Source organism: Ohtaekwangia kribbensis (genome assembly GCF_042676245.1).
GTDB lineage: Bacteria > Bacteroidota > Bacteroidia > Cytophagales > Cyclobacteriaceae > Ohtaekwangia > Ohtaekwangia kribbensis.
The window spans coordinates 724,391-750,762 of the sequence record NZ_JBHTKA010000001.1 but is presented as its reverse complement, the minus strand read 5'-3'; the positions used below and the strand labels follow the sequence as shown (position 1 = coordinate 750,762).

The following is a 26,372-nucleotide window of genomic DNA, read 5'->3' as shown; positions in this document are numbered from 1 at the left end:
ACTTGTGTAAGCCCCAAACTATGATCAACGCTATAATTGTAGACGATGAGCTGAAAAGCCGTGAAAGTCTGAAAATTTTACTGGAAGAGTTTTGTGATAATGTCGCTGTTAAAGCGCTATGCCAGGACGTTGCAGAAGCTGTGCAGGCGATTCAGCAATATAAACCTGATGTTGTGTTTCTCGATATACAATTGCAACGTGAAACCGGTTTTGATCTGCTGACACAACTCGGTGATTTTGATTTTGAAGTCATCTTTACCACCGCGTATGCCGAGTATGCTATCAAGGCTTTCAAGTTTGCTGCGATCGATTACCTGTTAAAGCCCATTGACATTGGAGAATTGAAACGGGCGCTCACCAAAGTAGAGAAGCGCATGAACGCCTCCATCTCGTTGCGCCTGCAACAACTGATGCAGAATCTGAAAAACACCTCCTCGGAAAATTACAAACTGGCCTTGCCCACCACAGATGGTTTGGTGTTTGTCAAGATGCAGGACATTTTGTATTGTGAAGCCTCGAGTAACTATACAGAAATCACCGTGATGGACGGAAAGAAATATATAGTAAGTCGCACGCTGAAAGAATATGAAGACATGCTGGGCGAACATAATTTCTATCGCATCCACAATTCATACCTTATTAACCTCAACGCCATAAAAAAATACGTGCGTGGAGAAGGTGGATACGTGATCATGGCAAACGACAAATCACTCGATGTTTCAAAGCGAAAGAAAGAAGGCTTTCTGGCGCGCATAGGGGCCAAATTGTAGCGAGAAGTACCTGACTTTTTCCGTTTCCAGATACTAACCGAAACCCGCCACTTACTCATTGAGAATCTCCGGACAGTGCTTCTGAAAGTACATTGCATGAAATTTCAATTTCCGGATGAAAGCACTTTCCTATTCTATCATCAAGAAGACTACTCTTAACACATTACAACAGCAACTTTCTTTATATCAGTCGCAGATTACGAGTGCTACACAATTCGTAAAAGCGATTGAACAGGGCAACCTCGATATACAATACAACAATACCGATGAAGTAGGCGATGAAAACTCGCTGGCATCTTCGCTTGTGAGCATGCGCGACCAGATGAAGAAATTTTCATCGGAAGAGAAGCAGCGTAACTGGGTAACAGAAGGACTGGCGCGTTTTGTAGACATTCTGCGCGCCAAGAATGATGACCTGGCAGCGTTAACCAATCAGGTAATCAGCAGTCTCGTAAAATATATGGAAGCCAACCAGGGCGCACTATATATACTGGACGATGAAGACCCGAATAATATAGCATTGGAACTGGTAGCGTGCTACGCTTACAACCGTCAGAAGCATTTAAACCAACGTTTTGCACTGGGTGAGGGTATTATCGGTCAGGTCGTGTTAGAGAAGAACACTACATATTTAAAGACGATTCCAAAAGATTATATCCGCATTACATCAGGACTTGGCCAAGGCTTGCCACGCAACCTGCTGGTAGTGCCGTTAAAAATAGAAGAGCGTGTGTGGGGGGTAGTAGAAATTGCATCCTTCCAGGAAATAGGACAGCACCAGATTGAATTCGTAGAGAAGCTTGGAGAAAGTATAGCTTCTACCATATCAGCTGTGAAAGGCAGCGAGCGTACTAAGAAATTATTGCACGAGTCGCAGGTGCAGGCAGAGCAGATGCGTTCACAGGAAGAAGAGATGCGTCAGAACCTCGAAGAGCTTGCCGCTACACAGGAAGAAATGCAGCGCATTATCCGTGAAGTACAAAGTCAGGAAGGATACCTGAATGAAGTCCTGAACGCATCAAAGGACTCTATCTTTACTGTCGACAGAAGCTTTCAGGTGATCAGCTTCAACAAAGCATTTGTGGGAGGTTTGGCAGCTATGGGCGTGGAGCCTCGCAAGGGAATGGATATACTCAGCGTGTTTCAGTATGGCGAACAACGCGACAAGCAACGGAGGTACTATACGCGCGCGTTGGAAGGCGAGACGTTTGATATAACAGAGTCATTTGACCTGGGAGGAACACAATCATATTTCATCAGCAACTATTCGCCACTGCGCAAAGAGAACGGAGAAGTGTTTGCCGCAGCGTGCTATGCAAAAGACGTAACGGAAATGATGCGTGCCCGCCATGAAGCCGAGCGACTGGCGCACCAGGCACAACAGGCGAATGAAGAAATGAAAGCGCAGGAAGAAGAACTGCGCCAGAACATGGAAGAACTTTCGGCTACGCAGGAAGAAATGCAGCGTATACTCACCGAAGTGCAAAGCCAGGAAGGATACCTGAATGAAGTACTCAATGCATCCAAGGATTCTATCTTTACCGTTGATAAGAATTTAAACATCATAAGCTTCAACAAATCATTTGCTGCCGGCATTGAAGCGCTGGGGTTAACACCTCAAAAAGGACTTGACGTACTTACTATTTTTCAGGAAGGCACCGAGCGTGCGAAGCAACGTGACTACTACACGCGCGCGCTGAAAGGAGAAACGTTCGACATCACCGAGTCATTTAATGTAGGTGGAGCACAGTCGTATTACCTGAGTAATTACTCACCGCTGCGCAGAGAGAACGGAGAAGTATTTGCTGCTGCGTGCTATGCGAAAGATATTACAGAAATGATGCGCGCACGCCATGAAGCCGAACGCATGGCGCATGAAGCACAGCAGGCAAACGAAGAGATGAAAGCGCAGGAAGAAGAACTGCGCCAGAACATGGAAGAACTTTCGGCTACGCAGGAAGAAATGCAGCGTATACTCACCGAAGTACAAAGTAAAGAACGGTATGTAAGTGAAATTCTGAACGCATCGGCAGAATCCATCTTTACACTCGATCGCGATTTCAGAGTGGTAAGCTATAACAGCGCATTCACCAAAGGTCTTACCGAAATAGGTATCGTTGTTGAAAAAGGTTTTGATATCCTCTCGTTGTTTGGTGACAACGAAGCAAAGAAGAAAGAGCACCGTTCGTTCTACGAGCGTGCATTTAAGGGTGAAGCATACGAAGTAAACGATACGATCGAGATAAACGGAGCAAAGTCTCACTTCCTGAATCTGTATTCACCTATACGTGATGACAAGGGAACCGTGATCGAGATTGCCTGCTTCGCGAAGAATCTTACTGAAATTGTAAACGCGCGTAACGAAGCGAAAGACAAAGAAGTATATCTCAACAACATGCTCAATGCTACCAGCGATGCCATTCTTACCGTTGATAAGAATTTGCACGTGGTGATGGCGAACGATATTATGCTGAAGACCTTCCGTGCGCAGGGTATACCGATCGATGTAGGCTTTCACGTAACCAGGCTGTCCAAAGGAAATGAAGAAGAACAATTCCTGCTTCCTTATAAAAAAGCATTGGCCGGAGAAGTGGTAGAGATGACGCGCAGCTATTTCGAACATCATTATCTCATTACCTATAATCCGTTACGCGATGCAGCGGGCGAAGTTATAGGTGTAAGTCTTTTTACAAAAGATATAACCAGCCAGATTAACCTGCAACAGCAAACTGAAAAGCTGCTGGCGGAAGCGCAGGGTATGAAACGCGATCTTGAAATTCGCGAGAGTGTATTTACCCTCACCACCATTCTGTCCGAAGCAGATGTACATGGAACGATCCTCGCGGTGAACAGAAAGCTTTGCGAAGTTTCCAAGTATACAGAAGAAGAACTCATTGGCAAACCACACAGTATATTTCGTCACCCGGATATGCCGAAAGAACTCTTCCGCGTGTTCTGGGAAACAATTAAGAAAGGTGAAGTCTTTAAAGGCATCATTAAGAACCGTGCAAAAGATGGAAGCTATTATTGGGTAGATGCCACTATTGTACCGGTAAAAGATGAAGCCGGTAAAATTGTAAAATATATAGGTGCACGTTATCATATTGAAGATTCTGAAATGGCCTTGCTGCTATATAATCGCCAGGCTAAACGATTGAACCTTCCGCAGCTGAAAAATGGAGTGCACGTTGTAAAATAACAAGCAGGTTTTTAGGGTAGGAGGACTGGCACGCGCAAGTGTGCTTAAACAGGAGGGGGAATTTAGATGACATCGCTCACGGACATTTCGCTGAGTCTGATTTCAGAAGAAGAGATCAGGCAAAAGCTCACGTCAGTTTTTGTTGAATCCATTATACTGACGAATAAGTTTGACATCGATCTCATCAGCAATGATGTGCTGGATGCCCTGGGCTATGCATTGGAAGAAGTACAGGGAAAAGGTATCAGCTTCCTGAACTATAAAGAGAACCTGCAAAACCTGTTGCTCAGTAATTTGAACCGTGGTTTTTTTGAAGAGGCAACAGCAACATTAAAAGGTCGCCATAACAAACCGGTTGTGTTTAGTATATCCGGTTTTTACCTCGGGTTGGTGAGTAACATCAACGGCTATATTATTCTCAAGGTAAAGAATCTCGATAAGGTAAAAGAACAAACACGCAGTCACGACAGCCGGCACGAAGACCTTGATAATTTTGTATACCGTGCTGCTCACGATCTGCGCGGACCGCTCGCTTCTATACGTGGACTCGTAGGCGTAATGAAGCTTCGTAAAGATAATGCGGAAGTGGACACTCTGCTGGAGATGCTTGATTCATGCGCAGCTAACCTGGATGAACGTCTCTTTAAACTTCTATACCTGGCAGATTCACACGAGGCAGAAATTCCATCCGGTGATCTGAAGCTTGCCTTGCTTGAACAAACTCTTCGTGAAACGCTGGCATTGAACTGCCTGCTCGATGTTGTGAATTTTCATTTCACCAGCGATCATGCGGAAATCTGTGGTGTGCATGAGCACCTGGTGCAATCGCTTTTGAATAACATCTTGCTCTACATTATCAGTCTGCCACGAAAAGATGGAGCAACAATCAACTGTCATATCTCTAAAAACGATAACGGTTTGCTCATCCAGATTCGGGCGGCAGGTTTTACGGTAGGGTGTACTATTCGCCAGGCGTTGCTACAGCGAACTTCATTGTACTCGGAGCTACTCATTTCACCGAACCTGATCAACTATTACGCAGCCCGCAAAATAGCGCAGGCCATGCAGGCACAGGTGCGACTTTGTTTTCCACATGATGATGTGCAGGAAATTCACATGCAAATCCCTTTTCAGACTGATTCTGCTGTGATTTCACAAGGTGCCAAACCGTGACTTTCCACTTACTCAGAAAAAGTATCCACTTGCTCATTTCGGCTACTGCACCGCCTCTTCGCATCATACCTTTGCTACGCATACACAGTAAAATTCTCCTGTACATTTATAGGTTTTGGGTTTAGGGTTACAGGAATTAGAAAAGCTTCTGGCAGACGGCCTGAAGCTTTTTCTTTTTTATAACCACGCAGCCAGTTGATCTCACAACAACGCTTTCGTAAATTTTTAGAACACATGACGACATCTTTCTGATGTGAATCAGATATATTTCAGCCTGTGAAGGGATTATGAAGGTAGTGATAGAGAAATTAGGTATAGCGTATCAGAGTCGTATAACACCTTCCATGGGAAGGCAACAGAAAGATTGTCATGCAATGAGGAATGTATACCGAACCATAATCTTCTAACCTGCATGGAACGGCCTATAAAAGTTATGGTGATTGACGACTCTGCATTGGTGCGTCAGACACTGAAAGACATCATATCATCAGACTCTCAACTCGAAGTAATTTCAACCGCGGCAGACCCTTATATTGCTGCGAACAAAATACGTCATAACATTCCCGATGTCATCACGCTGGATATAGAGATGCCGCGCATGGACGGACTAACATTTCTGAAGACACTCATGATCCAGTGTCCATTGCCCGTAGTTATCATTTCAAGCCTGACACAGGAGGGAAGTCGCATGGCATTGCGTGCCCTCGATCTTGGTGCCGTTGAAGTGGTGGCAAAGTCAGAGATCCGTGCCACCAAAGCTCATCTCGAAGAATCGAAGATCCGCATCACAGATGCCATCAAGGCTGCGTATATGGCACCCGTTAGGCGCCTGGCGCTGAACAGACCGTCACGTGAAGAGAAGCCATTTATCAAGAGTGTACGGCCCTCCACAAATGAAACCTCTGACAGCATCATTGCCATCGGTGCTTCTACCGGTGGCACAGAAGCACTGCGCTATATATTGAAAGATGTGCCTGCCAATAATGTGGGCATTGTGGTAACACAACACATGCCTGCGGGTTTTACGCGCTCGTTTGCCGAGCAGCTCAACTCGCTTTGTGAAGTAACAGTAAAGGAAGCGAGCGATGGCGATCACATTATGCGCGGCCATGTATATATAGCCCCCGGCGGCAAGCACATGGAAATATACCGTAACGGTACGATGTTCTTCGTCCGCGTAAGGGATGGTGAACTGGTGAACCGCCACCGGCCTTCAGTCGATGTACTCTTCAACTCGGTAGCAAAACATGCCGGCATGAATGCACTCGGTGTTATTATGACGGGTATGGGCCGCGATGGTGCCGAAGGCCTGCTTGCCATGAAAGCAGCAGGAGCGAAGACTATAGCGCAGGACGAAGCGTCCAGTGTTGTATTTGGTATGCCACGCGAAGCGATTAAACTCGGTGCTGCTGACCTGGTGTTGTCACTGACAGAAATATCAGAGCGTATAAAAAAATATACCTGATGTAGATCATACACCAGGTATAGCTATAGGTTGTTTAGGGAAGTCTCTTAGAATATAGCGCGGAACAGCAGGAATAACGTTCCGGAAAGAACGATTACTACCGGCAGTGTAAGCAACCACGCCATAAGAATGTTACGCACCGTATCGGCCTGAAGATTCTTCACACCTTTGCTCGCCACCATGCTACCCGCAATACCGGATGACAACACGTGCGTTGTACTCACCGGCAGTGATAGATACGTTGATATACTGATGGTGCTGGCAGCAATAATTTCTGCGCTGGCGCCTTGTGCATAGTTCAAATGTTCTTTCCCAATCTTCTCACCGATCGTTTTTACAATACGCTTCCAGCCGATCATGGTACCAAGTCCCAATGAAAGAGCGATCATAATGATAACCCACTGCGGAGAGTAATCGGTTATTTTCTTTACTTCTTTCATTTCATTCTTGATCGTATTCTTCTCGCTTTCGCTGAGGCGCAGCTCAGGTTTTTCAAGAAGCGCCTTCATGTGGCGATCTACCAGCAGTATATCTTTTCGTACAATGAAGCGCTCTTCTTTCCTGATCCCTTCAACTGAAGGTATTGAGCTGAGTTTAGCGATCAGCTCGCGATTCATCTTATGGGCATCTTCAAACTTTACGCGATCAGGTGCTGAAAGCGGAGAAGGATCAATAGAACCCATCACCGTTTCAATCCGCTGCAGCGGAGCAACCAATGTACTCGGAACTACTTTTGAATTCAATGCAAAGTATGTAGGCACGATACCGATCAGGATCAGCATCACAAGCCCAACACCTTTTTGTCCATCGTTAGAGCCGTGTGACAAGCTTACGCTGCCGCAGGTAAGGATCAACAGGCCGCGTATAACCGCGGGCGGAGGCGTATTCTTTTTAGGTTCCTTGAAGAGACTGTCACCATAGGAAGTTTTCTTGGTGAGGTTTCTGATCAGGAACATCAGGATGATCGTCATGGAGAAACCAAAGAGCGGAGAGATGAGCAGCGATAAGCCGATCTCCTGCGCCTTGCCCCAGTTCACAGCAGCTTCGCGTGAATCCGGTAACAACGAGTAGGCTATACCCACACCGAGTATAGAACCGATCAGCGTATGGGAGCTTGAACAGGGTATACCGAAATACCAGGTTAGCAAATTCCAGAAGATAGCACTCAGCAAAAGCGCCATGACCATGGAAAGACTGTGTGCAATGTTTTGATCGACAAGCGATTCAACCGGCAACAAGTTAATGATACCTACAGCAACGCCAACGCCACCGATCAATACACCCACAAAATTGCAGATACCGGAGTAGATCACGGCTGTCCAGGGCTTTAGTGAATTGGTATAAATGACAGTAGCCACAGCGTTGGCCGTATCGTGAAATCCATTCACAAATTCAAATCCGCAGGCAGCAATAAGACACAGAATTAGCAGGACAGAGTAAGAAAGGTCTAATTCAAACATAAGAGTTGAAATTCGGGCGCAATCTAAGCTGATTTACTACACCCATTGTTATGGCTATGTTAACTTTTTTAATTCAAAAACACTTGGATCGTATTAATTGTGTTGATTGTCAATTTGTTATGTCGTTTTGGAGTGATAACTTTTGTTTGTGTGCACCCGCCAAAAAACACGAACCAGCTTACGTAAATTTAAGGGATCGGAAGCTCATGGAAAAAGGAAAATAGTATCTTGAACCCTCTTACTTTTCAGAAAGTTGAGCAGCCGAATGACGCAGTTGATTATTGGAGCGGACGAATTTTACCTGTGCCCTCAAAAGGCATTGTACTGGAAAAAATATAAAACCTTGTTGCTGGCTGATCTTCACCTCGGCAAGGTTAACCATTTCAGAAAGGCGGGCATCCCGGTGCCGTCCAAAGCAAATGATCATAACCTCGAAATCCTGATCGAACTTTTACAAAGCACCAAACCGGAACGATTGATTTGCCTGGGTGATCTCTTTCACAGCCACTATAACACCGAGTGGGAAGTGTTTGGTGAACTCGTGAAGCATTTTAAAGGCGTGTCGTTTGAACTTGTGCTCGGCAACCACGACATCATGAGCGACCTGCAGTATGAGCGTAAGGGTATCGTTGTGCACAATGAACTGGTGATTGATGATTTTATATTCACGCATCACCCGCTGGAAGAGGCACATGAAACCAAGTATAATATGGCCGGACATATTCACCCGGGAGTATATTTGCGCGGCAAGGCACGACAGGCCATGACGTTGCCCTGTTTTTATTTCGGAAAACATCTTGCATTGCTTCCGGCATTCGGTATGTTCACAGGATTAGCACGCATTCAACCGAAAAAAGAAGATCGTGTATTCGCCATCGTTGAAGATAAAGTGATTGATGTTAGTATTTTGAGTGCGTAACAACGCGTCACCATACAAACCTATATTTGCCTGAACCCTGAACCTCTATGATAAAGACCACATTGTTTTCAGTACTTTTCTTTTTGACCCTCTGCGCATCGGCACAGGATACTACGCGACTATCACTGATGTTTGTCGGTGATATTATGGGACACGACTCGCAGATCAACTCTGCATACGACCCTGTAGCCAAAAAGTATGACTATAGCAATTGCTTTCAACTCATCAAACCCTATATAGAAGGTGCAGACCTTGCCATTGGGAACCTGGAAGTAACGCTGGCCGGTCCGCCACACAAAGGATATCCACAGTTCAGTTCTCCCGATGCACTCGCGCAGACCTTGAAAGATATAGGCTTTGATGTACTTGTAACCGCTAATAATCATTGCGTGGATCGTGGCAAGAAAGGACTGGAGCGCACCATCATGATGCTCGACAGCCTCGACATTCCACATACCGGTACATTTGTCGATACGGTGAGTCGCATGAATGATCATCCGCTGCTGGTAAAGAAGAATGGATTTACACTGGCTATATTAAATTATACCTATGGCACCAATGGTTTGCCAGTATATAAACCGAACGTGGTTAATCGCCTGGACACGGCTGTGATGCGTAAAGATTTGATCAAGGCAAAAGGACTTAAGCCTGATGTAATTATTGTATTTACTCATTGGGGATCAGAGTATCAAAGCTTACCTTCCAAAGAACAGAAGAACCTTACCGAACTTTGCTTCAGGCACGGAGCTCAGCTTGTAATCGGTGCCCACCCGCATGTTATACAACCGATGGAGTGGCGTAAAGACAAAAATCAATTCGTGGCATACTCGCTTGGTAATTTTGTGTCCGGACAACGGAAGCGCTACACAGACGGTGGTGCCATGGCATACCTTGAACTGCAAAAGATAAATTATACTCCCGACAGCGCAGTTACTAGGATTGACAGTGCTGCCTACTACCTGGAATGGGTATACCGCACGGTGGATGCTCATAAAGATTACTATATCTTGCCGGCACCCAAAGTAGAAACCGATGCCGTACCTTTTATAAAAGACGTAACATCCAAAGCAGCCTATAAAGTTTTTGTAGACGATTCACGTTTGCTATATAAGAAGTATAATAAAGGTGTAGAGGAGAGCAAAAGTATACCCGTACCACTACAAACCTCTCCCGAAATCCCACTCGACAGCATCCCAAAAGACTAACAAAAAACGCTGATTATATATAATATAGCTCACGCGAAGTATATACAAACATCCTGCCGCCAGAAGCCAGCAGCCCTTCTTACTTCTGGCTTCTTACTTCTCGCAGCCCGCACCTCAAAGCTATCTTCTTCTACGCTTGGGTTTCTTAGGCGCGGACGGCCCGCCACCTGAACTAAAGATCAGTCCGATGGAAAACTCCATGCCGGTAAAATCAATCTTGGCGTTCGGATAATCAACAGCCTTTGTCTCAAGCGATGTGTTGCCACCGGTATAGCTTCCCTTGAGCGGAAATTTAGATTCGCCCACGAGGTAATTCGCTTCGATCGATACACCTACTTGCCCGGTAACATATACTGTAAGCTCTGCACCACCGTGATAGCCCCAGCCGGGATTGTTGCTAAAGGTGAGGTCGCTGTTGGCTACCTGCCAGCCTTCATACGTGCGAACAGCACGATCGAAGTTGCCATAGTTGATGCGTTGTCCCATACCATGAAAACCAAATACACCACCTTTGATATCAAACTCAGCAGATTGTCCTTTGAACTGAAGCACTAACTCCACCGGAACGAAGATGGTAAAGTTAGGTCCCACCAAAGGATCTTTACTTTCGAAAGGAAGGTCTTTCATGTTCAGACCCGACATGCGGTATAGCGAAGCGCCTGTCTCAATTGCCAAAAAACGGTTGATGTCAAATCCTAAACCGCGTATTGAAAACGGACTGATGGGCGTTGAAAAGTAGCCATTCTTTGGAATGAAATAAGAGAACGACAAACCGAAGTCCTGCGCCTGCGCGGCCATCGTAACTAAAAATAAAATTGTCAGTATAGATAGTTTTCTCATATCGCTGTTGGTTTACGTTGGTGTTATAACCCGCTATATATAGCAGGCCTCATCGTTTGTTATAGTCGCTGTACAATGCCTGCTGGTAAGCTTTGCTTAACTCCAGGTCGCTTTCATCAGCGCCTTCCTTCTTTAAGAATTGTTTGCCCAGGTTGTCATAGATGATCAGTTTGTTGGGTAACACAAAACCATAACCATCATTGAAGAAGAACGAAGCAAACGGCACAACCTTGTTGCCGAATATATTTTTACTGAATATAAAATCAGGCGAAGGTTTGCCGAGTTGCGCCAGCAAGGTATTGGCTATATCAGTTTGCCCGGCCATGGTATGGATCACAGTATCTTTCTTAATCGGTCCGCCAATGATCAGCAAGGGAGTCTTGAAACGTTCCTTTACCGAGAGCGGTTTATTACCGGGATGACGATGACCGTGATCAGCCGTCATAACAACAATTGTATTCTGCCACCATGGTTGTTGTTTGCACGCACGTATAAAATCACCAAGACTCTTGTCGGTATAGTGACATGAATTGAGGAACAGTGATTCTTCATTGTTCCCTTTTATATAGGGCTCCATCGGCACATCAAACGGCTCGTGACTGCTCAGCGTGAGTATAACTTTAAAGAAAGGAGCGTGTGTTGTATCCAGTTCTTGCAGCGCGTGGGCAAACATATAGTGATCGTGAACACCCCACTTGGATGTGTTGAGTCTGGAAGGGAAATCATCCATGTCGGTAATATGATCGAAGCCACCGGTAGTGAGGTAAGAACGGAAGTTGGCAAAGTCAACATCACCACCGTATAAGAAAGAACTTTTATACCCCATCGCGCGCATATACTGACTGATGTGCGGCAGCCGCTGTGTTTTGGCCGGATATTTAATGATGGACGTTTGAGGTTGTGCCGGGTAACCGCTGAGTATACTGATCAGCCCTTTGTCGGTGCGATCACCACTCGCATAAAAATTATCAAACAATATACCTTCCTTGCAAAGTTCGGTAATATTAGGACACAAGTCTTTAATACCACCCAGCGGTTCTACTACATCTGCTGTAAAGCTTTCGAGAATGATGAACAGTACATTCGGTCGTTCCGTGTGCCATAGCCGTATCGTTGAGTCACTGGCCGGGTATAGCGATGCAAAAAGCTTTTGTGTTTTCTCTTTGTCAAAGAAATTCTCCGGGTAACTGGAACGCGAACTCTTGCGCACGCTATAGATGAAATTCCAGATTACATTGATCGCAGCATGGTTTGCATACGCTTTCGTTTTATGAAAGTATACAAAACCCGTATTCATCGGTGCTACACTAAAGCTGCCGCGTATTGGCAAGAACATTAATCCTGAGACTGCGAGCAGTACAAAAGCAGATTTCTTCTGTTGAGGCGGAGGCAGTGCCGCGGTGCGCGGTTTGATCACACGCAGATATACCCACCAGCAACCGGCTATCAATACAGCGAGAATGATAACACCTTTTATGATCACCATCGGACTGATACTGCCCAGCGCGCCCGATCCCATATAAAAGAAAGGCGTGTTGTTAATGCGAAAGCCCCAGTGCCGGTATAGCTCCAGATCAACAATGGTTATAAGCGATGATATAGCCAGCAGGGTGAAATTGATATAGGTAAGCGTAGTGTGCAGCCAGCGGCCGGGGACGATAGCCGATACCGTGATCAGCAAGCCCAAGAGCGCCAGAAAGTACCCCGTCATGCTGGCATCCATACGAAAGCCGTGCATCATGGTGAGAAACATTTCGCCAACCGTTAATTGAGCAGATATATCGTAGTTATAGGCAAGGAACAACGCTCGTATAACGATCATATATCCAAGCCAGAAAATAGTCAGTAAAAGAAAAACCTGAAGTCTCGCGCGCATATCCTGATTATAATCCGCAAAGATAACAGGTGGTGAATTCTTCAATAATTTATCTTAACATTATCCTTATAAACCTAATGTATAAACTTGTGCGAAAATATCTGTTCGTATACCTGGGCGCGCTCTTGTTGCTTACACAATGCTCCCGCCAAACACCTGCTGATCTGGTAATTAAAGGAGGCAAGATCTATACTGCCGATGAGAGTAATCCCATCGTGGAGGCTGTTGCCGTAACGGGCGATAAAATTGTCTTTGCCGGATCAGAGAAGGATGTTGCCCGGTTTACCGGAGATAAAACCAAGGTCGTTGATCTGCAGGGCAAGACGATGACTCCCGGTTTCATTGAAGGTCACGCACACATGATGGGTGTTGGCTATAACGAATTGAACCTCGATCTGATGAATGTAAAAAACTTCGATGACATCGTAGCGAAAGTAAAGGAAGCTGTGAGTAAAGCTAAACCCGGACAGTGGATTGTAGGTCGCGGCTGGCACCAGGATAAATGGGATGTGAAGCCTGAGAAACTTGTAAAAGGTTTTCCGATCCATACCAAACTCAGCGAAGTATCGCCCGATAACCCGGTGTTCCTGTGGCATGCCAGTGGCCATGCAGCATTTGCCAATGCAAAAGCGATGGAGGTTGCCGGTGTATCGGCACTGTCCAAAGAAAATATAAAGCAGGGTAATACCGAAGGAGGAGAGATCATTCGCGATGAGTTGGGCAACCCGACCGGTTTGTTCAACGAACGTGCCATGACGTTGGTGGCGCGAAATATACCCGAGTCTACAGCCGAGACCGATGCACAGGCGCTCGATCTTGCTATACAGGCATGTCTTCGAAATGGTATAACAAGTTTTCACGATGCCGGGGTGAGTCGCGAAAATATAGCGCTATACCAGCAGTTTAAGAATGAAGGTAAATTGGGGGTTCGCATGTATGTTATGATTACAGGCTATGATCGTGATCTGATGTATGAGTGGTTTAAAAAGGGACCCGCTATAGATTCAGCACATATACTAACGATACGTTCTGTTAAATTGAATTGTGATGGAGCATTGGGTTCGCGCGGTGCATGGCTGCTCGAGCCCTATACCGATCGCCCAGACTTTTCCGGCATGGCGACACTATCTATGGATACTGTACTGAAGACTTCGCGTGAAGCCTTGAAGCATGGCTTTCAGGTATGCTCGCATGCTATAGGCGACCGCGCCAACCGCGAGATACTCGATCGTTATGAGACAGCTTTCAAAGAACATCCCGAAGTGAAAGATCATCGCTTTCGTATTGAACATGCACAACATATTGATCCGAAAGATTTACCACGCTTTGCCGGTCTCGGAGTTATACCCGCCATGCAAGCTATACACATGTCGTCAGACAGACCGTGGGCGATCGATCGGCTAGGAGAGAAGCGCATTAAAGAAGGTGCGTATAGGTGGCAGTCGCTATTGAAGTCGGGGGCTAAAATTGTAAATGGTACCGATGCACCCGTAGAACCGATCAATCCTATATCTTGTTTCTATGCTTCGGTAACACGCAAGACTTTGAAAGGCGAACCCGAAGGAGGCTACGAACCTGAAGAAAAAATGACCCGCGAACAAGCCCTGCGCTCGTATACTATAGATGCAGCATACGGTGCGTTTGAAGAAAATATTAAAGGCTCTATTACTCCCGGCAAACTTGCAGACTTCACCATCTTTACACAAGACATCATGACTATATCTGAAGCAGATATTCTAAAGACTGAAGTAGCTATGACGATTGTGGGAGGGAAGGTGATGTTTGGCGAATAACCGTTAAGTTATCGTGAAGGTCCACAATAGGAGAAACATCGTCCTCTTTACAGAAAAATTCTGCAACTATTAAAATGATGTATACCTGTCCAATTTTTCCCTTTTATATTTTCGGACTCAGCAGGATTACCAGACATGTAGCTCTAAAGTTACTATAGTAGGTTGATTCCTTTTTGATGTATAGATTATCAGGTAGTAACGTAAGGTCTAGTGATCGGTCGACTACTTCTATATAAAAATTATTCCGTCATAGCAATCTTTATATATTTGGCTTCGGTGGAGTCAGTACTTACAAACCTTCCGTTTCGCCAATCACGGACTTCTTCTGAAGTATCTGTTTCAATGGTTGCTACTTCAAACTGCCAAGTATCCGGACATTGAAAGGTGAATCGTCCTTTCTTACTTTCGAATAATACATATTTTTTTTGCTGTGCGGTGACATTCGTCAAAGTCATGCCGAGGAATAAAAGGACTATAAGAAATCTTGTAATAATTCCTTCTTTCATAAGCACACTTCAATTAACCACAAACCGTATATACTTCTTCCCCATCTCATAATCCAGTCTAAGTACATACGTACCGGAAGTTAGTGGCCGCAAATCAAAATATAGCTGGTATATCTTTTCACCGTTTTGCTGAATCTTCCTGACTAAAATTCCACTAGGTGAATGCCACACGCTAACCGTAATCGGCATCTCGTCAATAAGTTCTACGCCAACATGAAATGCACCATTATTAGGATTCGGATATAGTGTAAAGTTCTTCACATATTCCTCATAGCCTAATCTTCCTCCTTCGAAGTCGCCTTCGCTTTCAATAATGGTGATCGTCTTGCTAACCTGATCGAAACATTCCCCTAAATGTGTCGCCAGATTTACTTCATACGTACCGGCAGTATTGAATTTGCCAGAAAGCACATCGCCATTGTCCTGGAGCACCGTCATATCAAGTGGATAGTTCCATTCAACCTTTTCAGGAATCGGCCATGATATGTCAATCATCACCACCGTATCGCCAGCGATAGCTTGCTTGGGTATCATGAAGGATGCTTTCAGCAGATCGTAAGATGTTTCCAGCAGAAACGTATCCTGCGCGATACATCCTTTATCATTTACTACTTCCAGCCAATAGCTAGCTGCATCTTTTACTACTATTTTCTGATCGGTACTTGTATAGCCAGTGTTACTTTTCCAAACTATACTTTTCCAACCGGTTCCGGCATCAAGGGTATAGGTCTGACCAACACACAATGTTACCCCATTGCCAAGATTAAGTGGTAAAGCGGGCGTATTGTCCAACTTAACTGTACCTTCGCCTTTGCAGCCTTTGGCATCGGAAACACTCACAACATAAGAACCCGGACATAGATTGCTTTTGATGCTGGTGTTGCCTCCCGTGGCCCAGGTATATATATACGTTCCGTTTCCACCACTGGCCGCTACTTCCAGTGAGCCGTCACATCCATCTTTACAGGTAGGAAGCGTTGTGTTTACTACCGTTATAACAAGCGGCTCCGGATGTTTTAGTTCGATGTCTTTTGTCAAGACACAACCATTGAAATCCTTTACCACCACCGGATATACTGCTGCACATAACTTGGATTGTGTTGCTCCTGTACTGTTGTTCCACTGATAGGTATAGCTACCGACACCGCCTGTAGCTTTGAGCGTTATAGCACCATCGCAGACTCCGTTACAGGTTGGAACCGCCTCTTGAGCAACTGCTAACCGAAGTGCGTCTGGAGCGGTAACTTCTACAGTTTGTACCACCGGACAATTATGAGAATCCGTGATTAATACATCATAGGTTCCTTTCTTGAGGTTAATACCTTGTAGTGTACTTTGCCCGTCCGGCCACTCGATAACAAACGGGCCGTCTCCTTCGGTAATGGTAATGGAAGCGCTGCCATCGGATGAATCAAAGCACTTAGCGGCAGTAGCGGTGTAAGTGGATTTTGCACCATCGGTGCTTGTGATACCCACACTTCCGTTCATCGTACACGTATTATTATCGGTAACAATCAAGGTATAGATGCCACCTTTTACACTCGAAAGCGTTACGTCCGTATCAACTATATTGTTCTTCGAATCCTGCCAGCTATAGGTATAGCCGCTTACACCACCTGTTACCACGGCTGTTGCCGCACCTGTAGGATTGCTACAGAAAGCAGGCTGCATATCTTTGAACGCTATATTGATTTTCGATGGCTGTGTCAATGTAGTTGCTATACTCTTCTCACAACCATTGTTATCGCGAAGTACAACAGTGTAACTACCGGCTTTCAATCCGGTAAAGGAGTTAGCACTCTGCCATGAAAGTTTATTATCCTTCGAGTAGGTATAACTACCGGCACCCCCCGAAGCAGAAAGCTGTATACTCCCATTGGCACCATCGTAGCAGGATATATTTTGTTTATCTGCTAGCGATAAGGCCAGCAATGAAGGTTCTGTAATATTTTGACTGATCGATTGCTTGCAACCATTATTATCGGATACAGTAACCGTGTAACTACCGGCAGCAAGTCCATTGACAGAAGCCACTGTTTTTCCGTTCGACCATACATAAGTATATACACCTGTACCTCCTTTTCCTTCAGAAACTATTGAACCATCACTGAGTCCATAGCAGGATACGTCATAGCCGGAGTAATCGGAAACATCGGTGATTACTGCCTGAACCGGTAACGGATTTTCAAGCGACATGGTAGCGGTGGCAGAACAACCATTTACGTCTTTTACGGTAGCGGTATAGGAACCTGCACCGATACCCGAAAGCAGTGATCCGGTTGCGCCTGTGTTCCAGCTATAGGAAAGACTCTTCGTTCCCCCAGAACCAATGGCATGTAGTTTCCCATCGGTCATGTTATAGCAACTGATAGCCTGACCGTTGTAGTTACTTCCGATAGACAATTTTAAATCCACAGGATCGGGGTCAGTAAGAAAATAACTAGCTTCAGCCTTACATTGATTGCCATAGGTAATCACAACTTTATACATACCTTCATCCAGATTATTAAGCGATGAAAGTGATGCGCTTTCCCCGATGGTAGTTCCACTTTCTGTCCATAAGTAGTTTTGTGCGGTGGCGATATTGTTGCTACCATCCTTTACCACAGCGGCCAGCATACCATTGGCATCTCCGTTGCACTTTATATAGCTTCCGTTATAATCTGATTGTGGTACGATTGCAACTTTATAGGCCGGTGGTTCATTCAGGGTTATAGATTTTGTTGTGCTACATCCCTGATCGTCCGACAGTGTTAATGAATATATACCGGAGCCTTTGTCAGTGATAGTTGACGAGGTTTCTCCTGTAGACCAGTTATAGTGGGGCGCACCAATAATGGTAGCATTTACGGGTTTTGCTTCAAGTATAGCGGTCTTATCTCCCGGGCAGTTTAAAGGAGCAAGCTGATCGATACTGAAATCTATCTTTACCGGAGCCGTGAGCGCAAGACTACCGGAAGCATTACAGCTATTGCCATCGGTTACTGTTACGCTATATGTGTTCACGCCAAGCCCGGAGACAGAGTTCCCCGTTGCTCCTGTTGACCACAGATAGGTATAGCCAGTTATACCACCCGACACAGCGCTTTTAATTCCGCCATCGCTTTTATTCCAACAGCTTACCGGGTAACCATTGTAGTCTGTAGCCGCAGAAAGAGAAACCTTTATTGGCGTAGGTTCCTGTAAAATTACCTGGTTGGTAGCAACGCAGTTATTGGCGTCTTTGAGACTTACAGTATAGGTACCTGCTTTAAGTCCGGTAATCTTTTCGATTGTTGCGCCTGTACTCCAGCTAAAATCTTTATACCCGCCAACACCACCGGCACCAATAGCTGTAGACTCACCTATACTACCACCATTACATGCAATAGCATAACCGTTATGAAGAGGAGTAACGAATCCTATCGTTACTTGTGTAGGTTCATTCACTGTATGACTTATCGTGGTGTTACAGTGTCCGTATTTTCCGCTTACGGTTTGATCGGTACCTGTCGGATCATACGCATTATTGACGACCAGAAACTGCCAATCGCCCGCTTTTAAATCCTTGATTTGATAGGTTCCCGGATATACCACAGGTTCGATTTTAAGACTTCCATCCGCATGCGTACAATTGATATAAAACCGGTTCACCGCTGACGCAGCATTTGAAATTTGTAAAGTAACTGTACCATTGGATTCCCCTTTACAAATAGCATCAGTGCTATCCGCGATTGAAACTGTTGGCGGTGGTGCATAGACATTAAATGCTTGTGCCGCACTCGTTCGGCCTGCCAAACCTGAATCGCTGACACGAGCGTATAATACTCCATACACTGAGGATAGTCCCAATGCTGAAAGATCGCTTGCTGTCAGGGTAATTTGTTTAGAAGTATTGCTCACTGTTTTCCAGCCACCTGATGATGTATTGGACACTTCCCATTTAGCAGTCCCTTTTAAACAGCGTGGCGCTGACAAGGTTATTGCATCGCAGCTACGAGCTGTATCTATGACCAATCGAGGCCAGAAGATATAGCCCATTTTAAAGTCATACGAACTACTACCGGAGCTACTATACTTCATGGTAACAGTCCCCGTTGGATTGATTCCCAAATTGTAACAGATGTTACTATTGCTATTTATATTATCACTGGCATTATCATTTCCGCCAAGAGATACATTTGAATTCGAATTGACGCATGAAACCGTATTCAAATTTATAGTAATAGTCTTATCCGTAAGGTTGTCCCAGTCTGTTCCACTCAGATAATAGTGATCATTTACGGCCCCATTTTGCCCGAATAGATACATAGATCCACTTGTACTATTACCAATGCTAAATTGATAGTTACCAAATTTGCAAGGAGAATAAGGAGGATTACCCTCCGCTGAGTAATATACACCAAACTCCAACACCCACCCTTGCGCAAAGCCCAGGTTAAAAATCCCCACAACAAAAAAGAACAGAAGGTAAAATTTTATCCTCATCATTTCTTCCATTTATCTATATCACAATACCACTAAAATCAAAATCCTACAGTTTCAATCTTACTCATTTCAGACAACGCTCCACTATTAAACACGGCCATAACCCTATAGCTATATTTAGTACCGGTTACCACTCCACTATCAACAAACTGTTTCTCCTTTACGGTGCGGTATAATTGCATTGCACCATCATTGATCTTCCGGTATATCCGGTAAGAAGCAACGTTTGATTGATCGTATGTCCAGTTCAGTAAAATTGTTTTCTTTTCAAGGTTTACCGTTGGCTGAGCCATGCTTACAGCAGTTTTGGGCTTGGGCAACATAAAGCCGGTAACAACCGGTGCGGGTGGTGACTCTAAATTGGATTCGTCAATGGCAACTACGGTGTAGTGTTGCACATCACTGCCAGTCAGGTGCTGATCGGTGTAGGTATATATTGAATCGGTTCCTGCCGCTTTCGTAACAAGCCGCATCCATTGTCCCTGATCGCCTTTACGATATAGTTCATACTTTACAACGTCCTGACTACCGCCCGGCTCCCAGGTCAGTATAACACCTTCCTTCGTGGATTTGACAGGACGCCACACTGGTGACATCGGAGGTACTTTATCAGGAAGTGCAAGACTCAGTATAGCCGATAAACCGGAATGGTTCTGGTTCTTGTCTATTGCCATTACCTGATAATGGATTTTTTCATTCAGGCTTTGCAACTGTACACGATCGGTAAACACCGTGTCTTTTAAAGGTTCGCCCGTCATCAATGCAAACTCCTCGCTTTGATAGTACGCCCTGTAGATACGATAGCCATATATATCGGCATCTGTGTTGGGTTTCCAGCTAATACTTACATTACCATAATCATCAACTTTTCCTTTTAGTCCTACAGGAATAGCCGGAGGTATACTGTCTACCAGCATGGCGAGGTAAGGCATGGAAATCACTTCCGTACCGTCCAGTGTTTTGGCTTTGAGCTTGTAATAATTGGAGTGCTGTGGAGTGGTGTCTGTAAAGTAACGTGCAGCAGGAGGCAATATACTTTTTGAAATCGTCTTATAAGGCCCGGAGGATGTTGCCGAACGCGTTACCTCAAAACCTGCCAGCGCTTCATTCTCTGCTTCCGGAAATTCCCATTGTATATCTATACTCTTGTTATCCGTACTCAGTGCTGAGGTTATAAATACACTTGACGTCACTGTCTTATTGCCTTTCACCTTTACGATGCTGGATGCCGGACCGTATTCTCCAAACGGTGTAATCCCTCTTACGCGATAACTATACTCTTTGCCAGTCACCGCCAAGGTGTCAACCGCATACTGGTATTTACTGTCCTGTCCTTGCTTGCTCAGCGTAACACCGGGAACATCTGACACCTGTATAAAGGTCTTACCATCTTCCGAACGCTCTACCGAATACGTTGTATACAGACTGCTATAGTCTGACTGTTTCCAGCGTAGCGTTACCGCACTGCCCGTTGTCTGTCCGGAGACTTCAGCCACAGCAGGTAATATATACTTTTGCTGCGGGTCTGTAAAAATACTGCCGCGCAACGTATCCGTTGACGTAATAACGCTGATGCGGTATAAATACTTTACATTCTTCTCGATCTGCTTGTCTGCAAAATATAGCCCTTGTGCTTTTGCTATTACCGGAGACATATCGGCACAGAACAAGGCAATCGAATAACGCTGTTCATTCTCCTGAGCTTTGTTAACAATCTGCATAATATCAGTATGTGCAATATCCAGTTCGAACGTTTCGCCATACAGCGCCTGAGCTGTTATCATTCCATACTTGTTGCCCATGAATTTCTCCCATTGTTCTTCCGGCAGCGGCTTTAATGGCACGTTTGTGAGCAGCTTACGCTCCACCGGACGTATAACCTTACCGTTGCGAACCAGCGTGAAGCGCTCTACGCTGTATCCGTATGCATTCGCTGTGCGCCAGTGATCAACCGAAAGCGGAGCCCAGCGCAGCGTAATAGAATCTATCGATGGCCGCGCAATCACCGCTATATCTTCTTCCGCTTTAGGCACCTGTTGTGCCACGGTATGGGTAACCATCAACGCAACCATACCCACGATGCAAAACGCTATCTTAATCCGGTATAACATTGTGTAATTCCCAATCATAACTACTTGTTGTTTTATTGATTCCTGGTATCCGATATTTTAACCGGACATAATATTTACCCTGACGATAGAACGGGAATGGTTTGGTCACGATTTTTTCAAGGCGCTCGGTAACACGTTCCGGACGATCAGTTATATAGTTAGCTACCTGCTTCTGAATGCTGCGGTAATCTTCCACCATGACACGCATCAGATCGTAACGCATATAGCCGCTCAGGGAAGCATTCGTTACACCACCTGCCTCGTCCGTTAACTCCGGACTCTGCCCAAGCTGTTCAAGGTATGCGGCACGTACTGCCGGCAGTCCAAACTCTAAAGTATCCCGGGTGGTTCCCATATAGCCCAGCAGTGGGTAACCTTCGTATACCAGCGGATATACCAGTTGATTATACCATTTGTTATCCTCCAATAATGCCTCTGTTGTGATCAGCGGTGCAAAGCCGTCTTTGCCTTCAAGTTCGAAGCGATCTATAGCTTCCGGCCCTTGCAGGTATGAACGCAACTCCGCCATATCGCCAGCCTGCGAAGGTATATTCATGGTAATGCTGAGTTTTACTCCAGCTATTTTATCGCGGAAGGTATTGTACTTGCTGGTGCGGAACGGAGCGGTATATACAGTCTTCACATCGCGCAGGGCAAGTTCACCTTCAATGTGCTTGGTAGTAAGTGTATCGCCTGTCTGAAGTTCTGTATTAACGTTCTGAACGTTGGCATCCAGAACTGCATTCTGTTTCGGGAAATTCAGAATTTCAATGGCATATACTTTATCAGTGAGAAGTCCCGAAGGAATATCAAAGTTGACGCGCTTTGCTGATGCATCATAACTCAGTGTTGTTTCTCCATAGCTTTGCGTTTCGGCATTGCTCAAACGTAACTTTTGTACCCATTCTTCGCTCGGTGTAAAGAGTTCTGGTTGACCTTTTTTGAGTTGTATAAATCCCTGACTATATTCTTTAGGATAGAAATTATACTGCCCTATAATCGGATAGGAAATCAAAACATTAGATGCCAGTATATGGTCAGGTGCCTTACCGGTTGTAAAGGTTGTTTCTTTTACTTCTTCAACTTCTTTACCTTCGAACACAACAGCTTTCCAGCTTCCGTTAACTAGTTCTTCAAACGTAATTTTTACGATTACATTCATTTTCTTCTCAGACGGAAGAACATCATGCGAATCAAACGCAACAACATCGGAATCTTCATTCCAGCGGAGTGTACCCGGTACAGCTATACTTCCATCACTCACTTTAAAATCTACCAGTCGCCCGCGGAAAGTGCGTTTACGATTCTCTATATCGGTAATAACAAACTCTTCACCGATCGGTATATTAAACGCGGCTTGTGGTGCCGTGAATACATCTACATCATTGCCGCCCGGTGCCGGGCTTACTTCTGCAATGATGTCTACATCTTCCAATGGATTACTGTTCCCAACAATCTGGCAGTCTTTTCCTATTGTTACTTCAAATTTGCAATTACCTTTTACCAGTCCACCGAGGATTTTGTAATAGCCACCCACTATACCGCGCATCCAGAAAGGATTTGGCCCTTTCGTTTGAAGTATAGCAGCGGCTCCTATGCTGAGTATATCATAGTTACCCTTATAGAAGCGTAGCTTTACCTTGATACCGATTTTACCTTGCACATAGGCGTAAGCCTGTCCGTTGGCAAACCAGCCGTTGATACCGATTGTCTCATCCGAACCTACACAATGATATTCCTTTGCATACTTCTTGATCATGAAGTCCGTACCTATACCGGCTGCAAATCTTCCATAGAACATCAGGAAGCTCAGGTTACCGGTATCAAAACTAAAATTCATACCAAAGGCAAAACCAAAACCTGATTCTGCTGCATTCAGGTCGCGCATATAGTCAAGATCATCAGCCGTGATTCCGAGTATTTCAGAGACTTGTCTAGGGGGTGGCGGACTGCCCGGAAGATTTTTTCCCATCATGAAGTAACTCTTCAGTTTGAGCATCCAGAGTAATTCTATACCTACCGGGTCATTCGGTGTACCCACCAGCATATACCAGTCGCTTTTTTCAAAGTGCATCACAGCCCAGCCCGCACGGTTATTCGGGCCTATACCTTTGATAACACCACCCACAACATTGATAAACATTTCCATGTTGGCATGCAGAACATCATTCTCATTATCGAAGAGAATCTTCACGTTGGCTGATACCTGTCCCTGAACAAGTGACAACAACTTCGCGGCAGCTTTGCTATCACCAGCAACGGCCATAGCCTGTTCTTTTATCCGTTCAAGGCCTCCCGGAAGAGCTGGAGACATAACCACTATATTTCCGGTGAACGTGACCGAGTTTATACCGCCATGTTTATTGAGTGCAACTTCCAATGCTACATCGCCATTGTACGGTGCCTGGCTCGGGGTAGCCCCAAACTTCACCAGAGCCTTTATACCAATTGTGTTTTCATCAGGCACATATACTATACCGGAGGCATTGCGGCCAATAGGGCTACCGTTGCCATCCGTACTTTGCTTCATCTTCGAATAGTAGCCGCCTCCAAAACCATACGCAGAGAAACCGGGAAACAATGGTATACCGCTTGTAAATTCTACAAGTGCATCGGCATACCAGTATCTGAACTCAGGAGTTTTACCAAACAGTGCTTCGACCTTTACCTTGAACATCTGGATTTTTCCTGCAATGGAGCCTTTAAAGCCATCGCCATATACCGGGTCGTCTTCGAAGAACCGTATCTCTCCGGCGATCTCAATTACACCGCCTTTCTTAAAGTTTACACCTATAGCAGTGATTTCAACTTTGTGAAATTTCCAATCGCTTTTGTCTGTACTCGTAACAACGCCCTCTGCATTTTTGACTTCTACCGTTTCTCGTTTACCCCATACAATTAATCCTGCGGTTCCGCCAAAGCCTTCTTCAGAAGAACTACCACCTATATTGATCGTTACATCTAAACCTAGTCCGATCTTGTCTTTACCATCCTTCTTTATCAGGATGTTGTTGATCACCAGCGGATACTTGGAGGCAGATTGTTTTTCTCCTTCTTTGCCGAAGCTCACTGCCTTTATATCAAAGTGTGGTGCTTCCGTGCTAATGCGCAGGCCCTCAAAGCCTATACCTACAAGGTTGGCTTTGGGGCCACTGCTTGTTGTTTTGATACCTAAACATCCGTTGAGAACTACTGTCGGGTAAAATTTATTGTCCTTCTCCTTTACTGTAATGACAGATCCCGGCAGAAGATCAAGGTCTGCCACCAGCAACGGCAGGCGAAGCTTGTCCTTTATAGTTACAGAAAATATATAGTTGCCCTCGGCACTGCGACCAGCCACATATTGAAACTTTGTAGTGCTGTTATCGGCTTGTTTTTTGAGATGAGGTACCGAGATCACCCCCTGTAATTCCAGGCCTTTTACCTGATTGGTGACTAAAGCTAGCTCTGCATGATCCAATGTATAGGCCCATCCACTCATGTCCCCGGCATCCAATATATTATCTGCAAAAATTTCTCCTGTAAAGCCCTGGTCATCGAGGATCATGTGTTCGACACCGAGCGATATACGAGAGTTATCGCCTTCCTTTTTAGCAAACGAAGGAGGCAGTCGCACTTCGAGGCGCTGCAAATAGAAACCCTGCCATAACAATGGCTGCCCTCCCTGAACAAATGGCGATGAATAATCTTTCGGGAAAGATATACCGGGAGGATTGGCCAGATCACTCCAATCCATAAACGCCTGCGTTACCTTAAAACCAAAGCCCTTTAGTGCTTTAACCTGAAAGGCCGGTATGCTTACGCCCACCATCAGATCATTCAGGCTTTGTGCGTACGTTGTAAAATTTACTTTTACGCGTTCGTTATCATTTGTGCTTGCGTTGCCTTTGTCATCTTCCGGTACTATTATACTACGTGAAAATTGGACTTCGGCTTCTATGCTTACGCCTTTAAAACCGTTGCAGTCAAATTCAACATACGTATTAGTACTGCCTTTGATTGTTAACAGCGATATACCGCTGAATTTTATAGGGTGGTCTCCCAGCAGGTATACTTTGGCGCTCCCCGCTATACCTCCTTCTTTGGATAACGGGATTCTTCCCCGAAAAGCAATACGATCGCCTGTCTGCGGAAGCGCCAGCGATACATATACATCCATGATGTTACCTTGCGGAGTTACGGTCATCCGGTCGATGAGAATACTATAGTCAACGGCCCCGCCAGAACGGACAACACCAACGGGTAATTCTATCTCAGCAAGCGCATCAAGATTTTCAATGAATCGCTGGGTACTTTGTACTTTCTCCAGCAACGCATGTGCATACGCTCTTTGCTCTTCGATTGAGTCGGCAAGATCAACCTGTGGAACTATTATAGGATCGTAGGCTGCATCTGCTGACTGTGTATAATTCAGCTCATCAAATGTGCGATAGAGTGCCGCTTGTACGGAAGGCGGTAAATGTCTTACCGGCATGGCTGCCTTCGTAGAATCGGTGTATGCTGCAACCTGAAACGCATACATGAATTGAATTGCAAAAAGCAGAATCGCTACGCCCCGTAAATGTATTCTCATATCCTGAAACTATCC

At 45.2% G+C, this 26,372-nt stretch carries 14 protein-coding genes; 7 read left to right on the top strand and 7 right to left on the bottom strand.

What is annotated here, in order from left to right:
• Positions 1–20: 20 nt before the first annotated feature.
• The 4 genes from ACFQ21_RS03015 to ACFQ21_RS03000 all read left to right on the top strand — a co-directional run bounded on the left by ACFQ21_RS03015 (position 21) and on the right by ACFQ21_RS03000 (position 6,607).
• Positions 21–770: a LytR/AlgR family response regulator transcription factor gene (locus ACFQ21_RS03015; RefSeq protein ID WP_377574643.1), complete on the top strand. Its 750-nt coding sequence runs from the start codon at positions 21–23 to the stop codon at positions 768–770.
• A gap of 115 nt (positions 771–885) precedes the next feature.
• Positions 886–3,969 (top strand): PAS domain-containing protein, encoded by a 3,084-nt coding sequence (locus ACFQ21_RS03010; protein WP_377574640.1) that lies wholly within the window; start codon positions 886–888, stop codon positions 3,967–3,969.
• A 66-nt stretch (positions 3,970–4,035) separates the two neighbouring features.
• Complete coding sequence (locus ACFQ21_RS03005; RefSeq protein ID WP_377574637.1) at positions 4,036–5,142, top strand: hypothetical protein; 1,107 nt, start codon at positions 4,036–4,038, stop codon at positions 5,140–5,142.
• 412 nt (positions 5,143–5,554) lie between these two features.
• Positions 5,555–6,607, top strand: a complete 1,053-nt coding sequence (locus ACFQ21_RS03000; protein WP_377574634.1) for a protein-glutamate methylesterase/protein-glutamine glutaminase — start codon at positions 5,555–5,557, stop codon at positions 6,605–6,607.
• Positions 6,608–6,654: 47 nt separating this feature from the next.
• Here the strand turns inward: ACFQ21_RS03000 and ACFQ21_RS02995 are convergent, their stop codons facing one another.
• Positions 6,655–8,067, bottom strand: coding sequence for an inorganic phosphate transporter (locus tag ACFQ21_RS02995; RefSeq protein WP_377574631.1), 1,413 nt, complete (start codon positions 8,065–8,067; stop codon positions 6,655–6,657).
• A 265-nt stretch (positions 8,068–8,332) separates the two neighbouring features.
• Between ACFQ21_RS02995 and pdeM the strand changes: the two genes are divergently transcribed.
• Both pdeM and ACFQ21_RS02985 read left to right on the top strand, forming a co-directional pair.
• Complete coding sequence (gene pdeM, locus ACFQ21_RS02990; protein WP_377574629.1) at positions 8,333–8,986, top strand: ligase-associated DNA damage response endonuclease PdeM; 654 nt, start codon at positions 8,333–8,335, stop codon at positions 8,984–8,986.
• A gap of 47 nt (positions 8,987–9,033) precedes the next feature.
• A complete protein-coding gene (locus ACFQ21_RS02985) occupies positions 9,034–10,191 on the top strand; it encodes a CapA family protein (protein ID WP_377574626.1) in 1,158 nt (385 codons plus the stop codon).
• A 120-nt stretch (positions 10,192–10,311) separates the two neighbouring features.
• On the opposite strand, the gene ACFQ21_RS02980 is transcribed toward ACFQ21_RS02985, so the two are convergent.
• Both ACFQ21_RS02980 and ACFQ21_RS02975 read right to left on the bottom strand, forming a co-directional pair.
• The gene (locus tag ACFQ21_RS02980; protein ID WP_377574623.1) at positions 10,312–11,031 is read right to left on the bottom strand and encodes a hypothetical protein; all 720 of its coding nucleotides are present in this window, start codon (positions 11,029–11,031) and stop codon (positions 10,312–10,314) included.
• Between the two features lie 49 nt (positions 11,032–11,080).
• Positions 11,081–12,907, bottom strand: coding sequence for an LTA synthase family protein (locus ACFQ21_RS02975; RefSeq protein ID WP_377574621.1), 1,827 nt, complete (start codon positions 12,905–12,907; stop codon positions 11,081–11,083).
• Positions 12,908–12,984: 77 nt separating this feature from the next.
• Between ACFQ21_RS02975 and ACFQ21_RS02970 the strand changes: the two genes are divergently transcribed.
• Positions 12,985–14,700, top strand: a complete 1,716-nt coding sequence (locus ACFQ21_RS02970) for an amidohydrolase (protein WP_377574618.1) — start codon at positions 12,985–12,987, stop codon at positions 14,698–14,700.
• 239 nt (positions 14,701–14,939) lie between these two features.
• On the opposite strand, the gene ACFQ21_RS02965 is transcribed toward ACFQ21_RS02970, so the two are convergent.
• From ACFQ21_RS02965 to ACFQ21_RS02950, 4 genes are read right to left on the bottom strand one after another with little or no spacing between them, the layout of a single operon-like run.
• Positions 14,940–15,206 (bottom strand): hypothetical protein, encoded by a 267-nt coding sequence (locus ACFQ21_RS02965; RefSeq protein ID WP_377574616.1) that lies wholly within the window; start codon positions 15,204–15,206, stop codon positions 14,940–14,942.
• 9 nt (positions 15,207–15,215) lie between these two features.
• Complete coding sequence (locus tag ACFQ21_RS02960) at positions 15,216–19,676, bottom strand: T9SS type A sorting domain-containing protein (RefSeq protein ID WP_377574613.1); 4,461 nt, start codon at positions 19,674–19,676, stop codon at positions 15,216–15,218.
• Between the two features lie 35 nt (positions 19,677–19,711).
• Positions 19,712–21,802, bottom strand: a complete 2,091-nt coding sequence (locus ACFQ21_RS02955) for a hypothetical protein (protein ID WP_377574610.1) — start codon at positions 21,800–21,802, stop codon at positions 19,712–19,714.
• Positions 21,768–26,357 (bottom strand): hypothetical protein, encoded by a 4,590-nt coding sequence (locus tag ACFQ21_RS02950; protein WP_377574607.1) that lies wholly within the window; start codon positions 26,355–26,357, stop codon positions 21,768–21,770. Before ACFQ21_RS02950 ends, ACFQ21_RS02955 begins: the two co-directional genes overlap by 35 nt.
• Positions 26,358–26,372: the final 15 nt, after the last annotated feature.